This window comes from Streptomyces sp. NPDC039462, from assembly GCF_055639375.1.
The window spans coordinates 156,370-175,866 of sequence record NZ_JBVKAO010000003.1 but is presented as its reverse complement, the minus strand read 5'-3'; the positions used below and the strand labels follow the sequence as shown (position 1 = coordinate 175,866).

The 19,497-nt window shown below is 72.7% G+C and carries 18 protein-coding genes; 11 read left to right on the top strand and 7 right to left on the bottom strand.

Features of this window, described 5'->3' with window-relative positions; all coding sequences use genetic code 11:
• Nucleotides 1-10: 10 nt before the first annotated feature.
• The 6 genes from ACZ7LU_RS17910 (at nt 11) to ACZ7LU_RS17885 (ending at nt 6,973) form a co-directional block, all read left to right on the top strand.
• Nucleotides 11-2,056, top strand: a complete 2,046-nt coding sequence (locus ACZ7LU_RS17910) for an ABC transporter ATP-binding protein (RefSeq protein WP_471917179.1) — start codon at nt 11-13, stop codon at nt 2,054-2,056.
• Nucleotides 2,053-2,958 carry a homocysteine S-methyltransferase gene (gene mmuM / locus ACZ7LU_RS17905; RefSeq protein WP_471917178.1) on the top strand — a complete coding sequence of 302 codons (906 nt, stop codon included), beginning with the start codon at nt 2,053-2,055 and terminating at the stop codon, nt 2,956-2,958. Before ACZ7LU_RS17910 ends, mmuM begins: the two co-directional genes overlap by 4 nt.
• A gap of 105 nt (nt 2,959-3,063) precedes the next feature.
• Entirely contained in the window at nt 3,064-4,149 is a 1,086-nt protein-coding gene (locus tag ACZ7LU_RS17900; protein WP_468090367.1) for a WD40/YVTN/BNR-like repeat-containing protein, read from the top strand.
• Between the two features lie 33 nt (nt 4,150-4,182).
• Nucleotides 4,183-4,860 (top strand): uracil-DNA glycosylase, encoded by a 678-nt coding sequence (locus ACZ7LU_RS17895; protein ID WP_468309381.1) that lies wholly within the window; start codon nt 4,183-4,185, stop codon nt 4,858-4,860.
• On the top strand, nt 4,857-5,933 hold the full coding sequence (locus ACZ7LU_RS17890; RefSeq protein WP_471917177.1) for an N-acetylglucosamine kinase: 1,077 nt from the start codon (nt 4,857-4,859) through the stop codon (nt 5,931-5,933). The genes ACZ7LU_RS17895 and ACZ7LU_RS17890 overlap by 4 nt, the downstream gene beginning before the upstream one ends.
• 95 nt (nt 5,934-6,028) lie before the next feature.
• Nucleotides 6,029-6,973: a sirohydrochlorin chelatase gene (locus ACZ7LU_RS17885; protein WP_470981665.1), complete on the top strand. Its 945-nt coding sequence runs from the start codon at nt 6,029-6,031 to the stop codon at nt 6,971-6,973.
• A 134-nt stretch (nt 6,974-7,107) separates the two neighbouring features.
• Here the strand turns inward: ACZ7LU_RS17885 and ACZ7LU_RS17880 are convergent, their stop codons facing one another.
• On the bottom strand, nt 7,108-8,148 hold the full coding sequence (locus ACZ7LU_RS17880; protein WP_471917176.1) for a lactonase family protein: 1,041 nt from the start codon (nt 8,146-8,148) through the stop codon (nt 7,108-7,110).
• A 339-nt stretch (nt 8,149-8,487) separates the two neighbouring features.
• Here ACZ7LU_RS17880 and ACZ7LU_RS17875 point away from each other — a divergent pair, with 339 nt between their 5' ends.
• Together ACZ7LU_RS17875 and ACZ7LU_RS17870 are read left to right on the top strand one after the other, a co-directional pair.
• A complete protein-coding gene (locus ACZ7LU_RS17875; protein WP_471917175.1) occupies nt 8,488-9,303 on the top strand; it encodes an alpha/beta fold hydrolase in 816 nt (271 codons plus the stop codon).
• Nucleotides 9,300-9,869 carry a hypothetical protein gene (locus ACZ7LU_RS17870; RefSeq protein ID WP_471917174.1) on the top strand — a complete coding sequence of 190 codons (570 nt, stop codon included), beginning with the start codon at nt 9,300-9,302 and terminating at the stop codon, nt 9,867-9,869. The genes ACZ7LU_RS17875 and ACZ7LU_RS17870 overlap by 4 nt, the downstream gene beginning before the upstream one ends.
• On the opposite strand, the gene ACZ7LU_RS17865 is transcribed toward ACZ7LU_RS17870, so the two are convergent.
• Together ACZ7LU_RS17865 and ACZ7LU_RS17860 are read right to left on the bottom strand one after the other, a co-directional pair.
• Nucleotides 9,866-10,705 (bottom strand): endonuclease/exonuclease/phosphatase family protein, encoded by an 840-nt coding sequence (locus ACZ7LU_RS17865; RefSeq protein ID WP_471917173.1) that lies wholly within the window; start codon nt 10,703-10,705, stop codon nt 9,866-9,868. The genes ACZ7LU_RS17870 and ACZ7LU_RS17865 overlap by 4 nt on opposite strands.
• Nucleotides 10,706-10,746: 41 nt before the next feature.
• On the bottom strand, nt 10,747-11,415 hold the full coding sequence (locus tag ACZ7LU_RS17860; protein ID WP_471917172.1) for a TetR/AcrR family transcriptional regulator: 669 nt from the start codon (nt 11,413-11,415) through the stop codon (nt 10,747-10,749).
• A 240-nt stretch (nt 11,416-11,655) separates the two neighbouring features.
• Here ACZ7LU_RS17860 and ACZ7LU_RS17855 point away from each other — a divergent pair, with 240 nt between their 5' ends.
• Complete coding sequence (locus tag ACZ7LU_RS17855) at nt 11,656-12,600, top strand: alpha/beta hydrolase family protein (protein ID WP_471917752.1); 945 nt, start codon at nt 11,656-11,658, stop codon at nt 12,598-12,600.
• Between the two features lie 22 nt (nt 12,601-12,622).
• On the opposite strand, the gene ACZ7LU_RS17850 is transcribed toward ACZ7LU_RS17855, so the two are convergent.
• A complete protein-coding gene (locus tag ACZ7LU_RS17850; protein ID WP_471917171.1) occupies nt 12,623-14,116 on the bottom strand; it encodes an FUSC family protein in 1,494 nt (497 codons plus the stop codon).
• A 172-nt stretch (nt 14,117-14,288) separates the two neighbouring features.
• On the bottom strand, nt 14,289-14,981 hold the full coding sequence (locus ACZ7LU_RS17845; protein WP_471917170.1) for a response regulator transcription factor: 693 nt from the start codon (nt 14,979-14,981) through the stop codon (nt 14,289-14,291).
• Between the two features lie 86 nt (nt 14,982-15,067).
• On the opposite strand from ACZ7LU_RS17845, the gene ACZ7LU_RS17840 reads away from it, so the two are divergent.
• On the top strand, nt 15,068-16,135 hold the full coding sequence (locus tag ACZ7LU_RS17840; protein ID WP_471917169.1) for an endonuclease/exonuclease/phosphatase family protein: 1,068 nt from the start codon (nt 15,068-15,070) through the stop codon (nt 16,133-16,135).
• Here ACZ7LU_RS17840 and glgX read toward each other — a convergent pair.
• Nucleotides 16,125-18,260 carry a glycogen debranching protein GlgX gene (glgX, locus tag ACZ7LU_RS17835; protein ID WP_471917168.1) on the bottom strand — a complete coding sequence of 712 codons (2,136 nt, stop codon included), beginning with the start codon at nt 18,258-18,260 and terminating at the stop codon, nt 16,125-16,127. The genes ACZ7LU_RS17840 and glgX overlap by 11 nt on opposite strands.
• Before the next feature lie 120 nt (nt 18,261-18,380).
• Complete coding sequence (locus ACZ7LU_RS17830; RefSeq protein WP_398308445.1) at nt 18,381-19,007, bottom strand: pep a2; 627 nt, start codon at nt 19,005-19,007, stop codon at nt 18,381-18,383.
• A gap of 244 nt (nt 19,008-19,251) precedes the next feature.
• Between ACZ7LU_RS17830 and ACZ7LU_RS17825 the strand changes: the two genes are divergently transcribed.
• On the top strand, nt 19,252-19,494 hold the full coding sequence (locus ACZ7LU_RS17825) for a DUF5133 domain-containing protein (protein ID WP_398308488.1): 243 nt from the start codon (nt 19,252-19,254) through the stop codon (nt 19,492-19,494).
• The last annotated feature ends 3 nt before the right edge of the window (nt 19,495-19,497 follow it).

Here is a 19,497-nt window from a genome sequence, read left to right as displayed (position 1 = left end):
AGAAACGGACATGACCGAGCCGCTGCTCACCATCGACGACCTGAGCGTCGACATCACCTCACGCGAACGCACCGTCCACGCCCTCGACGGCGTCTGTCTGACCCTCGCCCCCGGCGAGGCCCTGGGCATCGTCGGCGAGTCCGGCTGCGGCAAGACGATGACCGCGCTCAGCGTCCTCGGCCTGCTGCCGCCGGGCGGCGCGATCACCGGAGGCCGCGTCCTGTTCGACGGGCAGGACCTGGCCGCCGCCCCCGCGCCCGTCCTCCAGGACGTCCGCGGTGACAGCATCGGGATGGTCTTCCAGGACCCGCTGACCTCCCTCAACCCGACGATGACCATCGGCGCGCAGGTGGCGGAGCCACTGCTCCTGCACCGCCCCGGCATCGGCAGGAAAGAGGCCTGGGCGCGCGCCCAGGAGATGCTGCGCCTCGTCGGCATGCCGCAGCCCGCCGAGCGCATGAAGGCCTACCCGCACCAGCTGTCGGGCGGCATGCGGCAGCGGGTGGCGATCGCCATGGCGCTGGTCTGCGAACCGAAACTGCTGATCGCCGACGAGCCGACGACGGCCCTCGACGTGACGACGCAGCACCAGATCCTGGAGCTCGTCGACGAGCTGCGCACCCGCCTCGGCATGGCGATGATCCTGGTCACCCACGACTTGGGCGTGATCGCCAACCGTGTGGACCGGGTGGCGGTGATGTACGCGGGCCGGATCGCCGAACAGGCGGACGTACGCGACCTGTTCGCGCACCCGCGCCACCGCTATACCGAGGCGCTGTTCGCGGCTCTGCCCGAGCGGGCCGCCGACCGCGGCACCGAGCTGCACACGATCCCCGGCCTGCCCCCGAACCTGGCGGTGCGCCCCACGGGCTGCCGCTTCGCACCGCGCTGCACCTTCGCCACGGACGAGTGCCGGGCCGGTGAACCGCCGCTCACGGACGACGGCGTGCGCGGCGCGGCGCACCGGTTCGCGTGCTTCCACCCGGTGCCGGAGGAGGCCGCCTCCGAGGACGACGTCGTGACTCCGGCGGCCGTGCCCGCCACGACCGCCCCGGGTGCCGTGCTCCTCGAACTCGACGCACTGGTCAAGGAGTTCCCGCTGAAGGGCGGCGCGTTCTCGCGCAGCCGAGGGACGGTCAGCGCGGTCGGCGGGGTGTCCCTTTCGATCCGCAAGGGCGAGACGTACGGCATGGTCGGCGAGTCGGGCTGCGGGAAGACGACGCTCGGGCGGATCGTCGCGGGCCTCGACGATCCGACGGGCGGCGCGGTGCGCTTCGAGGGCGCCGATCCGGCGCGGATGTCGCGGGCGGAGCAGCGTGCGCACCGGCGCCGCGTCCAGCTGATGTTCCAGGACTCCACCGCGGCGATGGACCCGCGCATGCGGGTCGGCGAGATCCTGCGCGAACCGCTCGTCATCCAGGGCGTCGGCAACCGCACCGAACAGGAGAAGCTGGTCGCCGACCTCCTCGACGCCGTCGGCCTGCCGCGCGGCGCCGTGCACCGCTATCCGCACGAGTTCTCCGGAGGGCAGCGCCAACGCCTCGGCCTGGCACGGGCGTTGACCCTCTCACCCGATCTGGTGGTCGCCGACGAACCGGTGTCCGCGCTCGACGTGTCCGTGCAGGCGCAGATCCTCAACCTGATGCGGGAGCTGCAGCGCGAGCGCGGCCTGACCTATCTGTTCATCTCGCACGACCTGGCCGTCGTCCGCCATCTGGCGGACACCGTCGGCGTGATGTACCTCGGCAAGCTCGTGGAGTCGGGCCCGGCCGAGCAGGTGTACGCGCATCCGCTGCACCCCTACACGCGCGGTCTCCTGGACACGGTCAACCTGCCCGACCCCGAGGCCGCGTCCGGCGCGCGCCGCACACCTCTGGAGGGCGAGACCCCCTCCGCGGCGCGGCCCCCGTCCGGCTGCCGCTTCCGCACCCGCTGCCCCGTCGCCCAGGAGGTGTGCGCCACCACCGAACCGCAGGTCAGTACGCCGAACGGGGCGGGACACGAGGTGGCCTGCCACTTCCCGCTGGCGGCGCCTCGGCTAGCGTCGGCGGTATGAGACTCGCCGACGCCCTCGCCCAGCGCCCGGTCGTGCTCGACGGCGGCCTCTCCAACCAGCTGGAGGCCGCGGGGCACGACCTGAGCGACGCCCTGTGGTCCGCGCGGCTGCTCGCCGACGAGCCGGACGCCGTCGAGGCCGCCCATCGCGCGTACTACGAGGCGGGCGCCGAGGTCGCGATCACCGCGAGCTACCAGGCGACGTTCGAGGGGTTCGCGCGGCGCGGCATCGGCGCGGGGCGCACGCGCGAACTCATGGGCCTGAGCGTGGAGCTGGCCCGGCGCGCCGGGGCCGGGCTCGGACGTGAGGTGTGGGTGGCCGCGTCGGTGGGGCCCTATGGGGCGATGCTCGCCGACGGCTCCGAGTACCGGGGGCGGTACGGCCTCTCCGTGGACGCGCTGGAACGCTTCCACCGGCCGCGCCTCGAAACCCTCGCCGCGGCGGGACCCGACGTCCTCGCCCTGGAGACGGTCCCGGACGCCGACGAGGCGCGCGCCCTGCTGCGGGCGGTCCGCGGCCTCGGGGTACCTGCCTGGCTGTCGTACAGCGTCGCGGGCACGCACACGCGTGCGGGGCAGCCCCTGGACGAGGCCTTCGCCCTCGCCGCCGACGTGGACGAGGTGGTCGCGGTCGGCGTGAACTGCTGCGATCCGCGGGACGCCGACGCCGCGGTGGCGCTGGCCGCGCGGGTCACCGGGAAGCCGGTGGTCGTCTATCCGAACAGCGGCGAGACGTGGGACGCGGCGGCGAGGGCCTGGCGGGGCCCCGCACGGTTCGCGGCCGGGCAGGTCGCGCGGTGGCGGTCGGCGGGGGCGCGGCTGGTCGGCGGGTGCTGCCGGGTGGGGCCGGCGGCGATCACGGAGGTGGCCGGGGCGCTCGCGAGGCCGGGGCCACAGGGCTGAGGACACGGCGTTGACCTGCGGGAACGTGACGCCGGAGGGTGACTGTCAGTGGTCGGGTGCAGACTGACGCATACCTGAGACAACGACGTCGCGGAGGTGGCCACGATGGCCGATGTACTTCTGACCGTAGGCACACGCAAGGGCCTCTTCATCGGCCGCAGGCGGAATGGGGCCTGGGAGTTCGACGACAGCCCGTACTTCAACGCGCAGGCGGTGTACTCCATCGCCATCGACACCCGCGGCCCCGCTCCCCGGCTCCTCGTCGGCGGTGACAGCGCGCACTGGGGCCCCTCCGTCTTCCACTCCGACGACCTCGGACGCACCTGGACCGAGCCGGCGAAGCCCGCCGTGAAGTTTCCCAAGGACACCGGGGCTTCGCTGGAGCGGGTCTGGCAGCTGCACCCGTCGGCCGCCGAGCCGGACGTGGTGTTCGCGGGCACGGAGCCCGCCGCGCTGTACCGCTCGGAGGACCGCGGCGAGTCCTTCTCCCTCGTCCGTCCCCTGTGGGAGCACCCCACCCGCTCCAAGTGGGTGCCGGGCGGCGGCGGGGAGGGCCTGCACACCGTGCTGACCGACGCCCGCGACGCCGGCGCGGTGACGGTCGCGGTGTCGACCGCGGGGGTGTTCCGCACCCTGGACGGCGGCGCGAGCTGGGCCCCGTCGAACAAGGGCGTGTCCGCGGTGTTCCTGCCCGAGCCGGACCCGGAGTTCGGCCAGTGCGTGCACAAGGTCGCGCGGGACGCGGCCGACCCGGACCGGCTGTATCTGCAGAACCACTGGGGGGTGTACCGCAGCGACGACGCGGGCGCGCACTGGACGGACATCGGCGAGGGCCTCCCGTCCACCTTCGGCTTCGCGGTCGTCGCACACCCGCACCGCGGCGGCACGGCGTACGTCTTCCCGATCACCGCGGACAGCGACCGCGTCCCCGCCGACCACCGATGTCGCGTCTACCGCACGGCGGACGCGGGCAAGAGCTGGGAGCCGCTGAGCGCGGGCCTCCCCCAGGAGGACCACTACGGCACGGTGCTGCGCGACGCCATGTCCAGCGACGACTGCGACCCGGCGGGCATCTACTTCGGCAATCGCAATGGCGAGGTGTTCGCGTCGGCGGACGACGGCGACAGCTGGCAGCAGCTCGCCTCGCACCTGCCGGACGTGCTCTGTGTACGGGCCGCGGCCATCGGTTGATCGCCCCCGCCATTACGGCAGTAGGGTGACGCCGTGGCACCACGACCCTTGCATGAAATCGTCGAGTCCGGCTGGGCCAAGGCCCTGGAGCCGGTGGCCGAACGGATCGCCTCGATGGGGGACTTCCTGCGCGCGGAGATCGCCGCGGGACGCACCTATCTCCCTTCGGGGGCGAACGTCCTGCGCGCCTTCCAGCAGCCCTTCGACGACGTCCGCGTCCTGATCGTCGGCCAGGACCCCTATCCCACGCCCGGTCACGCGGTGGGCCTGTCGTTCTCGGTCGCCCCCGACGTGCGGCCGCTGCCGGGCAGCCTCATCAACATCTACCGCGAGATGAACAGCGACCTGGGCCTGCCCCCGCCGTCGAACGGCGACCTCACGCCCTGGACCCAGCAGGGCGTCCTGCTGCTCAACAGGGCGCTCACCACCGCCCCGCGCAAGCCCGCGGCCCACCGCGGCAAGGGCTGGGAAGAGGTCACCGAGCAGGCGATACGAGCACTGGCCGCGCGCGGGAAGCCGCTCGTGTCGATCCTGTGGGGGCGGGACGCGCGCAATCTGCGGCCGCTGCTCGGGCAGTTGCCCTCGGTGGAGTCCGCGCATCCGTCCCCGATGTCGGCGGACCGCGGTTTCTTCGGCTCGCGCCCCTTCAGCCGGGCCAACGACCTGCTGGTCCAGCAGGGGGCGCAGCCGGTGGACTGGCGCCTGCCATGACGGACGAGCGCACCGCCGAGCACACCGACGACTGCGTCCTCGGGGTGGATTCGGGCGGCTCCGGCCTGCGGGCCGCCCTGAGCATGCCGCGGGGCGGCCCGCGCCTCTCCGGTCCGGTGCGCTCCGCGGAACCCGTGCGCACCGGCCCGCGCGGCATCGACGCCGGGCACCTCATGGAGCAACTCCTGCCCATGGCGCGGGGTCTGCTGGAGCGGGCGGGCGGCGGGCGGATCACGGCCGTCGCCATCGGCGCGGCAGGCATGGCGAGCCTCGGCGACGACCTCCGCGCCGAACTGCCGTCGGCGCTCGCACAGACCCTTGGGGTACGCCGCACGGCGCTCGCCGCGGACGCCGTCACCGCGTACGCGGGCGCGCTCGGCGACCGACCCGGCGCGGTGGTCGCGGCGGGCACCGGCCTGGTCGCGATCGGCACGGACCTGATTACCTGGCACCGCGCCGACGGCTGGGGGCACCTGCTCGGCGACTGCGGCGGTGGCGCCTGGATCGGCCGCGCCGGACTAGAAGCGGCGATGCGGGCGCACGACGGCAGACGCGGCGGTTCTAAGGCGCTCCTCGCACGCGCCGAAGCGATGTTCGGCCCGCCCGCAGAGCTGCCGGCCCGGCTCTATCCCCGTACGGACCGGCCCGCGCTGCTCGCCTCCTTCGCGCCCGAGGTGGCCGGCTGCGCGGCGGACGACCCGGTGGCGGGCGGCATCCTGCGGGCCGCCGCCCGCCACATCGCCGAGGCGGCGGCCGCCGTCTGCCCCCGTCCCGAGGTGAACCCCGGGGCTCCTTCCGGGTCTGTCCCCGGGGCGGCTCCTGGGCCTGCCCCCGGGTCTGCTCCCGGAGGGAGCGAAGTCGCCCTCACCGGCGGCCTGTTCAAGCTGGGCGAGCCCTTGCTCGCACCCCTGCGCGACGAACTCGCGGACCAACTGCCGCACGCGCGGCACGTTCCCGCGGCCGGCGACCCGCTGGACGGGGCGCTGCGCATAGCGGCCGATATCGCCGAGGACCGGCTGCGGCTGCCGCACGACGCGCGCATGCTCTCCGTCCACAGCGAAGACGACAGTTGACCTCTACGTAATTCATCAGACAAAAACGGACTTATACCGCCCACCTGCACCCTCCCCGAACAGGGATGGCCCGCAAGCCAGTAGCATGCGGGCGCATGAGCTCCCCCACTGGGCCCGCATCCGGCCTGCCTGTACGAATGCCGCGCCCCCGTCAGCCGGGCCGGCACCGCCGTCCGGAGCCCGTCGCGGCTCCTGAGGGCGCGCCCGCACTTGTTCTCGCCGTGCCGGGCGCCCCCAGCACGTCCACGCGCAGCCTCGCCGAGGAAGTCGTGAGCATCGCCCGCTCCGAGCTGCCCGGTCTCGACGCCAGAATCGGTTACGTCGACGGTGAGGAAGACGCCACCGTCACCTCCTTCCCCGAGTTCCCCTCGCTGCAGTCCGTGCTCGCGCGCGCGGCTGCCGAGCGCGCCGCCCGCCTCGAGCGCGCGCGCGAGGCCGGTGCCGAGACGACAGAGGCGGACGGGCCCGTCGCGGTCGTCGTCCCGCTGCTCGCGGGCCCCGACAGCGCGCTGATGCGCCGTATCCGGCAGGCCGTCATGGACAGCCGTGCCGCCGCCGAGCTGACGGATGTGCTCGGCCCCCACCCGCTGCTCGCCGAGGCGCTGCACGTGCGGCTGTCGGAGGCCGGCCTCGCCCGCGCCGACCGCGCCCGCCTGTTCACCGTGGCGACCGCCGCGGACGGCATCGTCCTCGCCACGGTCGGCGGCGAGGAGGCCGTGCAGGCCGCCGGGATCACCGGCATGCTGCTCGCCGCGCGGCTCGCGGTGCCGGTGATGGCCGCCGCGCTCGACGAGGAGGGCGCCATCGCGGCGACCGCCGAGCAGCTGCGCGGCTCGGGCTCCGCCCAGCTGGCGCTCGCGCCGTATCTGATCGGCCCCGAGCTCGACGGTGCGCTGCTCGACGCGGCCGCGAAGGAGGCGGGCTGTTCCGTCGCCGAGCCGGTCGGCGCGTACCCGGCGATCGGCAAGCTGGCGCTCGCCAAGTACACGACGACGCTCGGCATCACGCCGCAGCAGCCTTCGGGCGCGCCCGTGCACTGAGCCGTTCCACTTGTACGCCGATGGGCCCGCCCCGATGTGGGGGCGGGCCCATCGGCGTACATCGGCGCACGCCGGCCGTGTACCGACGCGCGTCTGCCGTGCAGGGACCCGCCCCGGCCGTGTGTGGGCCCGCCTCAGCCGAAGACCACGCAGGAGGCGGCCGGCACCTCGACGGAGCCCGCCCGGCTCGGGATGCCCGTCTCCTGGTCGATGGTGAACCAGGTGACGTCTCCGGAGCGCTCGTTCGCCGCGTACAGGTGCCGTCCCGACGGGTCGACGGCGAGGTCGCGCGGCCAGTTCCCGCCGCACGGCACGGTCGCCGTCAGCCGCGGCGCGTCGCCCTCCTCGTCCAGCGCGATGACCGAGATGACGTCCGTGCCGCGCGTGGCGGTCCACAGGAACCGCCCGTCGGGCGCGACGACGACCTCCGAGGGGTAGGCGTCCCCTTCCGGGGTCTCCGCGAGGACGGGCAGCTCGCCGAGCGGCCCGAGGGTGCCGTCGGCGGCGTCCCAAGTGCAGACGGTGAGGGTGGGGCTGAGCTCGTTCAGGACGTACGCGCGGTCGCCGCGCGGGTGGAAGACGAGGTGCCGCGGGCCGGAGCCCGGGCGCAGCGCGACCTCGCGGTGCAGGGTGAGGCCGTCGTCCCCGAACGCGCAGACGCGCACGGAGTCCGTGCCGAGGTCGACACTGACCGCCCAGCGGCCGCTCGGGTCCGCGAGGACCTGGTGGGCGTGCGGGCCCTGCTGGCGCTGCGGGTGAGGACCTGAGCCGGTGTGCCGGAGTTCGCTCGACGCCGTGGCGGCGAGGGTTCCGTCGGCGCCCAGTGGCACGGCGGTGACGCTGCCGGAGCGGTAGTTGGCGGCGAGCACGTGCCCGTCGTAGAGGGCCAGGTGCGTGGGGGCCGAGCCGACCGGCACGGGCGGCCCCGCGAGCTCGGCCGTCTCCTTCCCGGTCCGGAAGGCGGCGAGGGCGCCGTCCGGGGTCTCGCTGACCGCGTAGAGGGTGCCGCCGGAGGGCGAGAGGGCCAGATACGACGGGTCGGCGACCGCGTCCGTGGCGCCGAGGACGGTCAGCGCGCCGGTGTCAGGGGCGACGGCCGCGGTGACGACACCCGGCCCCCCGGCGCCGGTGAAGGATCCGATGTACGCCCGCTCCGCCTGCCTGCCGACGACCACTGCCAGTTCCCCTCTCGCCGGGGCGCCGCATGCGAGGCGCCGCTCGTGCGGGCGACGCTAGCAGCCGGTCTGGACCAAGCGGTGACCGGAGGCCCTGCCGGGCCTCTCCAGGAACCTCGTCGGGAGCCTCAGCGAGGGCAGTCGCTCCAGGGCGCGGACCGCTCCCGCACGGCCCGCGCCCGTTGCCCGCGGGATTACCCCGCGGGCGGGCTGATCCACCGTGTATGTGCCCGATGCACATGCTCGATCCGGACGCGGGGCGTCGCGGCCTCGGCGGCTGGCGGTCTCGGCGGGCTGGCCCCGGGTCATGCGGGAGGCGATGGTGGGCAGGTGGATCACATGACTGACCTCGGCTTTTACGTCCGCCGATACGGGCCTCCGCCGCGCGAGGACCGGGCGGCCACGGTGCTCGTGCACGGGCTCGGACTCTCGGGGCGGTACTTCGTGCCGCTCGCGCGGCGGCTGGCCGCGGGCGGGGCGACCGTGCTGGTGCCCGACCTGCCGGGCAACGCCCGTTCGCGGGCCGCCGCGCGCCGCGCACCCGATGTCGGACAGCAGGCCGACGCGCTGGCCCGCCGGTACCGGCAGTTGTCCTCGGTGCCGGGCCCCTTCGTGGCCAACTCGGTCGGCTGCCAGGTCGCCGCCGCCCTGGCTGCCCGCCACCCCCACCTGGTGAACCACCTGGTGCTGATCGGTCCGGCGCTCGAACCGGGGGTCTCCGGCGTGCGCGAGTTCGGACGGCTCGTCGCGGATGCCCCCAGAGAGCCGCTGGGCCTGCTGTCCCTGGCCGCCTTCGACTATCTGGTGACCGGCCCGCTGCGCTGCGCCGCCTCTTTCCGCCACGCGCTGCGGGACGCGGCGGGGTCCTTCGAGGTGAACCTCTCCCGGGTGCGCGCGCCCACGCTCGTCGTACGGGGAGCGGGTGACACGATCGCCTCCGGCACATGGACCCGGCGCGTGGCGGGGCTGGTCGCCGACGGGCGTGCCGCGGACCTTCCCGGCGCGGCGCACGCGGCCCACTACAGCGCGCCGGACGCCATGGCCGCACTGATCGAAAAGTTCACGGCGGGAGAGGCCCAAGAGGCCGAAAAGACCAGAGTGTCCAGTGAGGCCAATAAGGCCAGTGAGGTCAGAGAGGCGGGAGAGCCCGGATGAAGTCCTCGGAGGAGTCCGACCACGCACCATCCGGGCACTCCGGGCACCCCGGGCGCTCCGAGCACGCCGGCCACTCCGAGCACTCCGGTCACTCCGGACGCCCGGAACGTCCCTCCCCCTGGCTGCGGCTGCTGCCCGGCATCTCCCCGAAACGCCGTGGCTTCGTCCTGGCCTGGTGGGGCTTCGCCCTCACCTTCGGCGGAATGCGTCTGCTCACCTGGCTCATCCACATCGACGTGGCCGGCATCGGTGACATGCAGGCCGGCGGAGTGCACATCCACCACTACGTGTGGGGGATCCTGCTGCTCGCGGTGGTGGGCGCGGCGGGCCTGGCCGAACGCTCGGCGCGGGCACGCGCGTGGATGGGACTCGCCTACGGGGTGGGGCTGGCCCTCGTCGTCGACGAGGCGGCGCTCCTGATCAGCCTGGAAGACGTGTACTGGGACACGGAGGGCGGGGTCAGCATCGCCCTGGCCATCGCCGTCATCGCCGTCGCCGGCAGCGTCCTCGCGGTCACGCGGGGGCGGCGCGCCTCGAAGAACGACCGGGACGACGACGACCTCTAGGCGGGGTCCACGTCGGCGTACAACATGTGGTGGTCGGAGTACGGAGTGGGTCGAACGTCGTGGTCGATCGGGGCGACGCCGCGCAGGAAGACGTAGTCGAACTTGAGGAGCCAGTCGGTGGTCGGCTCGCAGGTGGCTGCGGTCGAGGGACGGCACCGGGAGCCCGTGCCGTCGGCCAGGGCCCACATGCGGGCGAGTTCGGGCGCGTCCGGCACGGCGTTGAAGTCCCCGAGCGCGATGGCGCGGTCGTGCCGGGCGACGGCCCCGGCGAGTACGCCGACCTGTTCCGCCCTGACCTCTTCCTGCCGCCGCTGGGCGAGGTGCGTGTTGAAGACCCGGACGGGCCGGCCGCCCACGATCGTGGTGACAGCCATGTATCCGCGGTCTTCGGACCCGCCGTCCGGGTACTCCACGCGGACGGCGTCCGCCATCGGCGCCGCCGAGAGAAGTGCCTGGCCGAAGGCGCCCGGCCTCCACGGCACTCCCCCGCAGCGGCCCCAGTCCCGGAGAACCGTCCCGTACTCGACGTGGTAGGCCAGCCCGTAGAAGCGCTTCAGGTAGTCCCGGATCTGTTCGACGTCACGCGTACACGCTTCTTGCAGACCGATGACCTGGGGCGCGTACGTGGCGATCTCCGCGGCCCGGTCGACGTTGCTCTCCTCGCAGGGATTGCAGATGTTCCACGTCATGACCCGGTTCGGCACGATGTCCTTGACGGCGTGAACGGGCAGTGGCCTGCCGAAGGGAACACCCTTCGGCGCGCTGGGCCCGACGAACACCAGGCAGGCCACGCTCATCGCGGCCACGAGCAACCACGTGCCCTTTCCGAGCACCATCGCCTCCTCATCGCACATACGTAGGACATGTGGTCCGCACCCTACTTCTGGAGCCGCTCCTGACGTTCCTGCTGAAGTCCCTGGAGGAGGAGGGCGATCAGGCGTCGGGGGTCGTAGCGGGGGTCGTTGTCGCGTCCGACGCAGAGGTTGCCGATGCCGCGCATCAACTCGTAGGGCTGCGTGCCGGGCCTGATGTCACCGGATTCGACCGCCGCGTCGAGCAGTTGGGCGCAGACGGGCAGCAGACGGTCGAGGAAGTAGGCGTGCAGCGCGGCGAACCGGTCGCTGTCGGACTGCAACGCGTCGGCGAGTCCGTGCTTGGTGACCAGGAAGTCGACGAAGAGGTCGATCCATTGGCGCAGCGCGTCGAGCGGTGAGTCGGCACTGGCGAGCAGGTCCGGGCCGGCCTCGGCGCATGCCTCGATCTGGTGGCGGTAGACGGCGGTGACGAGATCCGCGCGGGTCGGGAAGTGGCGGTAGATCGTCGCCATCCCGACGCCCGCCCGGGCGGCGATCTGGCGGATGGGCGCGTCGACGCCCGAGGTGGCGAAGACCTCGGCGGCGGCGGTGAGCAACGTCTGCCGGTTGCGCTGGGCGTCGGCCCGCTTGCCGCGGGAGCGCGGTTCCCCGGTGCTGCGGGAGGGCCGCTCCCCGGCGGGGTGGTCAGCGCCGTGGTCGGCGCTGTGCTCGGCAGGTTGCTCGGCGGGCATCACGTTCTCCTTCGACAGCGATCGTTCGACACCGATGGTTCGAAACCCATGGCTCGACACCGGTTGACAAAACGGATCAGCGATCCGGATAGTAAATGGAGCAGCGTTCCGTTTCAGGTTAGCCGAAACGGACCGCTCCTCACCATCTTGCTCGTCCGTCGATCACCCGAGACGACGGACGCCAGATGCCACCGAAGGGGAACCCACGCCGTGAGCACATCCACGTCCACATCCACGTCCATGCCCACGCCCACCCCGGTCCTGTCCTTCAGCCCCGTCACCCTGTCCGTGCCCGGGCGCCCCGTGGACCTCCAAGTGCGCGTCTCCGCCCCCGCCATCGGGACAGGCACCGGAACCGGCCTCCCCGTCGTCCTCCTCTCCCACGGCCACGGCCCCTCCCACCACCTCTCCTCCCTCAACGGCTACGCGCCGCTCGCCGACTTCTGGGCGGCCCACGGATTCGTCGTCATCCAGCCCACCCACCTCACGTCCAGGACGCTGAGCCACCTGGTCGCCGACGCTCCGGGCGCACCCGACTTCTGGCGCTCCCGCGCCGAGGACATGACCCACATCCTCGACCGGCTCGACGTGATCGAGAACGCCGTACCGCAGCTCGCCGGGCGGATCGACCACGCCAAAGCCGCCGTCGCAGGACACTCACTCGGCGGCTTCACCGCCGCGCTCCTGCTCGGCGCGGGACTCACCGACCCCGACACGGGCAAGGTGGTACACCTCGCCGAGCCCCGGTTCAAGGCGGGCGTCCTGCTCGCGGCGCCCGGCGGGGGCGGCGACGCCTTCAACGGACCCATGGCCGAGCAGTGGCCGGTCATCGGGGCCGTCGACTTCTCCACGATGACCACACCCGCGCTGGTCGTCGCTGGCGACAAGGACGACCCCTCGCACTTCACGGACACGGGGCCGGACTGGCACGCCGAGCCCTACACCCTCTCCCCCGGCCCCAAGACCCTGCTGACCCTGTTCGGCGCGGAGCACGGACTCGGCGGAGTGGCCGGCTACGACGCGGCGGAGACCACCGACGAGAACCCCGAGCGAGTGGCCGCCCTCGCCCGGCTCACCGCGGCCTACCTCCACACCCGCCTCCACCCCGGAAGCGACGCCTGGCAGCCCGCGGTCGAGGCACTGACGACCGGCCCCGACCCGGTGGGACGCGTCGAGTCGAAGTAGTCCAAGTAGTCCCTGCGGTCCGCTACGCCGGTTCCTGCCTCTGCAGCGGCACGGCCATCGCCGCGAGCGCCCGCTCCAGGCCGTGCAGGTGGGTGAGGGCCGGGTGGTGGCCCGCGGCCTGCGCGAGGGGCGGCTGGGGCTCGCCGGCCCGGCGGGAGCCGGTCGGGGACGTCAGCGCCTCCACCGCCACTTCCACGCGCCAGCAAGCCGCCGAGAGACGGTCGTCGTGGGAGGCGACGGGGTCCGACGCCGCGGCGGCGAGCGAACGCACCTCCTGCGCGCAGGTGTCGAGCAGTGCCAGCACCTCGCGAGCCCGCGCCTTCCTCTCCCGGCTGAAGTGCAGCGGATGCACCAGCGGGGACACCGCGAGACGCACGCGGGCGAGCAGCACCTCCAGCTCGGCCACGCGCGGCCCGGGGTCCGCGTCCGGGGTTCCGGCGAGGCGGGCGGCGGTCTCGGCCGCGCAGGCGTGCACACAGTGCAGAGCGCGGCGGATCCACTCGTCGGTGACCGCGTGGGTGGTGACGGGCAGCACGAGCAGGACGGCGAGGACGGCTCCGAGCGCGCCGACTGCGGTCTCCGCGACGCGCAGCACCAGCAGCGACGCGTCGAGGACGCCGAGCAGCCCGTACAGCATGGAGGCCATCGCGGTCACGAAGAACATCATCCAGCTGTAGGAGACGGCCGCCGTGTAGAAGATCCCGAAGATGCTCACGGCCACGACCAGGGCGGTCGGCACAGCCGCTCCCTGCACCGGGAGGGCGACGGCGAAGCCGACCACGATGCCCAGGACGGTGCCGAGGACCCGGCGGAAGCCCCGCACCAGGGTCTCGCCGCGCGACACGGTGTTCACGAACACCCACCACGTGGCGCCCACCGCCCAGTACCAGCGCTGGTCGGACAGCGCCTGTCCGACCCCGAGCGCGAACGCCACGCCCGCGACGGCCTGCACGGCCTGCCGCGTGGTCACCCGGGCGAGGCCCCGGCCCTGCGACAGCGCGGGCACAGCTGCCGGCGCGCGGCCCCGCTCGTAGCACCACAGGCCGAACCGCACCGTCGAAGAGGCGCACAGGGAGAGCAGCACCGCCGCGTACAGCTCGGGGAGCTGGGAGGGGACCGTGTGCAGGAACTGGGCCGCGAAGAAGGTCATGAAGGCGAAGACCCCGAGAGAGTGACCGCGGGGTCCCCAGCGCCGTGCGTAGACGCCCGCTCCGACCACGGCGAGGAAGGCGGCGTCCCTCGCCAGGGGGTAGCCGTGCAGCCCGGCGGCCACGGCGAGGACGGGGAGACCCACCACGGGCAGCAGGGCGGTCGTCACCGCCTGGCCGCGCACGGTCGGGTCGGTCACGGTGAAGAGCGCGAGCAGCGCCGCGAGCCCTCCGACGATGGCCGCGGAGAGGGAGTGTCCGGCCAGACCGCACACAGCCACGGCCAGGGAGATGCCGACGACCGCGCGTGTGGCGCTGCGCAAGCGCAGCCGCCCCGGATCCGGAGCCACGAACACCCTCTTCAGCACAGCTTCCCGCCCCTCTCGGCAAACAGACACAAAGAAGGCGCCACGGAGTCCGCAGCGCCATCGACATGACCATCAGACCATCTTGTCGCCCCCCGGCTCAACCGGAGGCGCCATGAGTGGGCCAATGGCCCAGTCCGTATGCTCTCCGTCGCGCCAGGGACGGGCCAACGGGTCATCCCGCGGTGGGTGCGCCCGGTGCCTCCGGCCCCGCGTCGATGCGGTAGCCGACACCCGGCACGGTGGCGATGACCCAGGGCTCGCCGAGCCGCTTGCGCAGGGCCGAGACGGTGATGCGTACGGCGTTGGTGAACGGGTCGGCGTTGTCGTCCCACGCCCGCTCAAGAAGTGCTTCGGCGCTGACGACACCTCCTTCGGCGGCGACGAGGACTTCGAGCACGGCGAACTGCTTCCGGGTGAGCGCGACGTAGCGGCCGTCCCGGTACACCTCGCGGCGGAACGGGTCCAGGCGCAGGCCCGCGATCTCTCGCACGGGCGGCCTGCTGTGCGCGCGCCTGCGGTCGAGTGCTCTGAGCCTGAGCACGAGCTCTCGCAGGTCGAAGGGTTTGGTGAGGTAGTCGTCGGCGCCGAGTCCGAACCCGGTGGCCTTGTCGTCGAGCCGGTCGGCGGCGGTGAGCATGAGGATCGGCATGCCGCTGCCGGAGGCGACGATGCGCGTGGCGACCTCGTCGCCGGAGGGGCCGGGGATGTCCCGGTCGAGGACGGCGATGTCGTAGGTGTTGACGCTCAGCAGCTCCAGGGCGGTGCCGCCGTCACCCGCGATGTCGGCCGCGATCGCTTCGAGGCGGAGGCCGTCGCGGATGGCCTCCGCCATATAGGGCTCGTCCTCCACGATCAGTACACGCATGCCCCGAGGCTACGAGCCCGCGCATATCGTCGGCGTATCGAAAACCGCATACACGCCGGCAACGCCGTGCCGCCTTGACTGGCGGCATGAATCGAACCCTGCCCTCCGTACGCCGACCCGACCCGGGACCCGAGGACGCAGCGGTGACCCGACAGGGGACCGCGGACGCCCCGGTCACCTCCCGGCCCGGGCCGTGGAGGCGCGGCCCGGTCCTCACGGCGCTCGCACTGCTGCTCGGCCTGCTCATGCTGCTGCACACGCGGGTTCCCAACCGGGTCGGGAACCTCGGCAGCCTGCTGGAGACCTTCCTGCCGTGGTGCGGCCTGTTCGTCCCGGTGCTGCTGGCCGGGGCACTGTGGCGCCGCTCGGCCTCCGCCGCGGTCGCACTGCTGCTGCCGGTCACGGTGTGGCTGAGTCTCTTCGGCGGACTGCTCGGCGGCGCGACCCGGCCGGCCGGTGATCTCACCGTGGTCAGCCACAACGTCGGCGCCGACAACCCCGACCCGGCCGGCACCGCGCGCGACCTGGCCGCCTCCGGTGCGGACATGCTGGCGCTGCTCGAGATCACCCCGCAGGCGCGGGGCACGTACGAGAAGGAGCTGGCGTCGGCGTACCCGCACCACGCGGTGCGGGGCACGGTCGGGCTGTGGAGCAAGCTGCCGCTGACCGGCACCCGGCCCGTCGACACCGCGAGGGACTACGGACCGCTGGCGGAGACCAAGCCGGTCCAGAGCCGGCTGGCCGACACGCGGGCGCTGCGCACCACGGTGGCCACGGACCACGGGCCCCTCGCCGTGTACGTCGCCCACCTGGGGTCCGTCCGGTTCAATCCCCGGGACGGCTTCGGGACGGCCGACCGGGACCGGGGCGCGCGGGCGCTTGGCGAGGCCGTCGCCGCCGAGCGGAACGAGCGGGTCGTGCTGCTCGGCGATCTGAACGGCAGCACGGACGACCGCGCACTCGACGGCCTCACCGCGCGGTTGCGGTCGGTCCACGACGCGGCCGGGAGCGGCTTCGGCTTCAGCTGGCCCGCGAGGTTCCCGGTGGTGCGGATCGACCAGATCCTGGTCCGCGGCGTGGAGCCGGCGAGTTCGTGGGTGCTGCCTGCCACCGGCAGCGACCACCTGCCGGTCGCGGCCGGCATCAACTGGTGACCACTCGACCGGGGCGCCTGCGCGCGGGCCGGGAGAGCAGGAGCAGGCTGTGGGGCCCCATGGTGACCTCCCCGCCCGCCTTGTGTTCCACCTCGTCCGCGATGCCCTCGGGCTCGGTGGTGTCGATGCGGGTCGTCCAGCGTTCGCCGTACGTGGCGTCCGGCAGCCGGAAGAGGATCGGCTCCCGGTGGCTGTTCAGCAGGAGGAGGAAGGAGTCATCGACGACGGGTCTGCCCTGGGCGTCGGGCTCCGCGATGGCGTCGCCGTTGAGGAAGACGCCGACGGCGTGCGCGTCGGGCCACTGCCAGTCCTTGTCCGTCATCTCGCGTGCGTCGGGCCGCAGCCACACCAGGTCCGGCAGCGGTTGGTCCTCGTGTATGGCGGTGTCGCCGCGGAAGAAGCGGCGTCTGCGCAGCACGGGGTGGGCGAGGCGAAGGTGGATGGCGCGGCTGGTGAAGCCGATCAGGTCGCGCTGCGCGTCGGTGAGGTCCCAGTCGATCCAGGAGATCTCGCTGTCCTGGCAGTAGGCGTTGTTGTTGCCCCGCTGGGTGCGGCCGAGTTCGTCGCCGTGGGCGAGCATCGGTATGCCCTGCGAGAGCATGAGCGTGGCGAGGAAGTTGCGCTGCTGGCGCGCGCGGAGTTCGAGGACCGCCTCGTCGGTGGTGGGCCCCTCGACCCCGCAGTTCCACGAGCGGTTCACGCTCTCACCGTCCTGGTTGCCCTCCTGATTGGCCTCGTTGTGCTTTTCGTCGTACGACACGAGGTCGCGCAGGGTGAAGCCGTCGTGCGCGGTGACGAAGTTGACGCTGGCGCGCGGGCGGCGACGGTCGTGCTGGTAGAGGTCGGACGAGCCGGTCAGCCGGGAGGCGAACTCGGCGAGCGAGTGGTCGGCGCCGCGCCAGAAGTCCCGTACGGAGTCCCGGTACTTGCCGTTCCACTCCGACCAGAGGGGCGGGAAGTTGCCGACCTGGTAGCCGCCGTCGCCGACGTCCCAGGGCTCGGCGATGAGTTTGACGCGGCTGACCACGGGGTCCTGCTGGACCAGGTCGAAGAAGGCCGAAAGACGGTCCACGTCGTGGAACTGCCGTGCGAGCGTGGCCGCCAGGTCGAAACGGAACCCGTCGACGTGCATCTCGGTGACCCAGTACCGCAGGGAGTCCATGATGAGCTGCAGGACGTTGGGGTGGCGCATCAGCAGGCTGTTGCCGGTGCCGGTGGTGTCGAAGTAGTGCGCGGGATCGTCCTCCGCCAGGCGGTAGTACGACGCGTTGTCGATGCCGCGGAAGGCGAGCGTGGGGCCGTTCTCGTTGCCCTCCGCGGTGTGGTTGTAGACCACGTCCAGGATCACTTCGAGCCCGGCCCGGTGGAGCGCCTTGACCATGGACTTGAACTCGGTGACCTGCTCGCCGCGCGAGCCGTGCGCCGCGTAGGCGTTGTGCGGGGCGAAGAAGCCGATGGAGGTGTAGCCCCAGTAATTGGACAGGCCCCGGTCGCGCAGGAAGCCGTCCTGGACGTACTGGTGGACCGGCATGAGCTCGACCGCGGTCACGCCCAGGGACGTGAGGTGGTCGATGACCGGGTCGGTGGCGAGGCCCGCGTAGGTGCCGCGCAGTTCGGCGGGGACCTCGGGGTGGGTGCGGGTGAGGCCGCGCACGTGCGTCTCGTACACGACCGTCTCGGCGTACGGGCGTCGTGGCGGCCTGTCGTCCTCCCAGGCGAAGGACGGGTCGGTGACCACGGAGAGCGGGGTGTGCCCGGCGCTGTCGGCGGGGTCCGGCCCCTCGGGCGCGCGCTCGAAGAGGGCCGGGTGGTTGTCCGTCTGGCCCTCGATGGCCCTGGCGTAGGGGTCGAGGAGCAGCTTGGCGGGGTTGCAGCGGTGGCCCGCGGCCGGGTCCCAGGGGCCGTGAACCCGGTAGCCGTAGCGCCGGCCGGGGCCGACCCCCGGCAGGTAGCAGTGCCAGACGAAGCCGTCGACTTCGGTGAGGGTGATGTTCTGGTGGGTGCCGTCGTCGTCGACGAGGACGAGGTCGACCCGGTCGGCTATCTCGCTGAAGAGGGCGAAGTTGGTGCCTTCGCCGTCGTAGGTGGCTCCGAGGGGAAAAGGGGCGCCGGTCCAGGTGCGCACGCAACTGCCTCCGTACGGAAGGGGGGTCGGACGGGAGCGCGTGGCCGCGGCCGCTCACTCGGGCGGCCGCGGCCGGCGCGTCGCGTCTCCACGGATACGGCGTTCACGCGTGTCCGGCGTTCACACCGCGGGTTCCTTCTCCGCCATCCTTGTCCGGAATGCGTCCGGCCGCAGTCCGTGGCGCGGTTCGTGACGCGGTCCGTGACCGGGTCCGTGGGCGCTCGCGGCGGCCGGCGTGGCCACGGCGGCCGGGACCGGGGCCTCCGCTTCGTCCGGGTTCGCGAGGACGGCGTGGCGCACCTCGCGCGGCAGTTCCAGCGCCTCGCGCAGGCTGGGGGCGGGTGCCGCGGGGGCCAGCGGGGCGCGTTCGGGCGCCCGGGCGCGGCGGGAGAACCAGATGATCTTGCCGTTGGTCGCCGGGAAGCTGCCCCAGCCGTCGCTCATGGCGGCGATCTGTGTCAGACAGCCCTGCGGTCCGTAGTGCCGCTCGGGCAGGTCGCGGTTGTTGTCCGACACGGCGGTGATGAGGTGCTGACCGCTCCACCACATCTCCACGACGGTCCTCTTGTCGGCTCCGTACTCATCGATCTCACGGAGCAGCACTCCGGTGCAGTGGCAGACGGATTCGACGAGAACTTCCAGCCCCCAGTGCCGGAGATGCGCGGTCAGAATGCGCCTGACCTGGTCGATCCTCTCCGGGCTGACCTCGACATCGAGGTGGTAGTAGCAGGGGATCGCGGATTTCATTGCTCTTGGCTCCTCTCGGCGAAGCTTTTTCGCCCCGCCCCGGTCTGTCCGACCGAGCCCCGAACACGAAGCGTGAGCACTGATCGCTTCTGAGTCAGTCTCAGCGTGAGAGCACTACTCCATCCGCGCAACACGAGACGGAACCCGAGACGGACGCCAACCCGATAGTTGAATAGCCAACAGGACGCTTCGTGCTCACACGTGCACCATGAGTCAGAAGATTTGAAAGAAGGTGACCAGCGTGATGCTGCTGCCTGCCAGAGCCGAGGTCGCACGGCACCTGCGTCAGTACCGGTCGTGGGAGCGGCGGCTGCTCGCCCATCCCTCCGACCTCGCCGTGCGCATGCGCTTCGAGGACACGGCGTACACGCTGTGTGTGCTGATGGGTGAGTCCAAGGCGCGGGTGGCCGCTGACGCCGCCGAGCTCTTCCTGCGCCCGCGAGCCACGCGCAGGCCGAAGCCGCCCCCGGTTCCCCGGGGCCTGTGACGA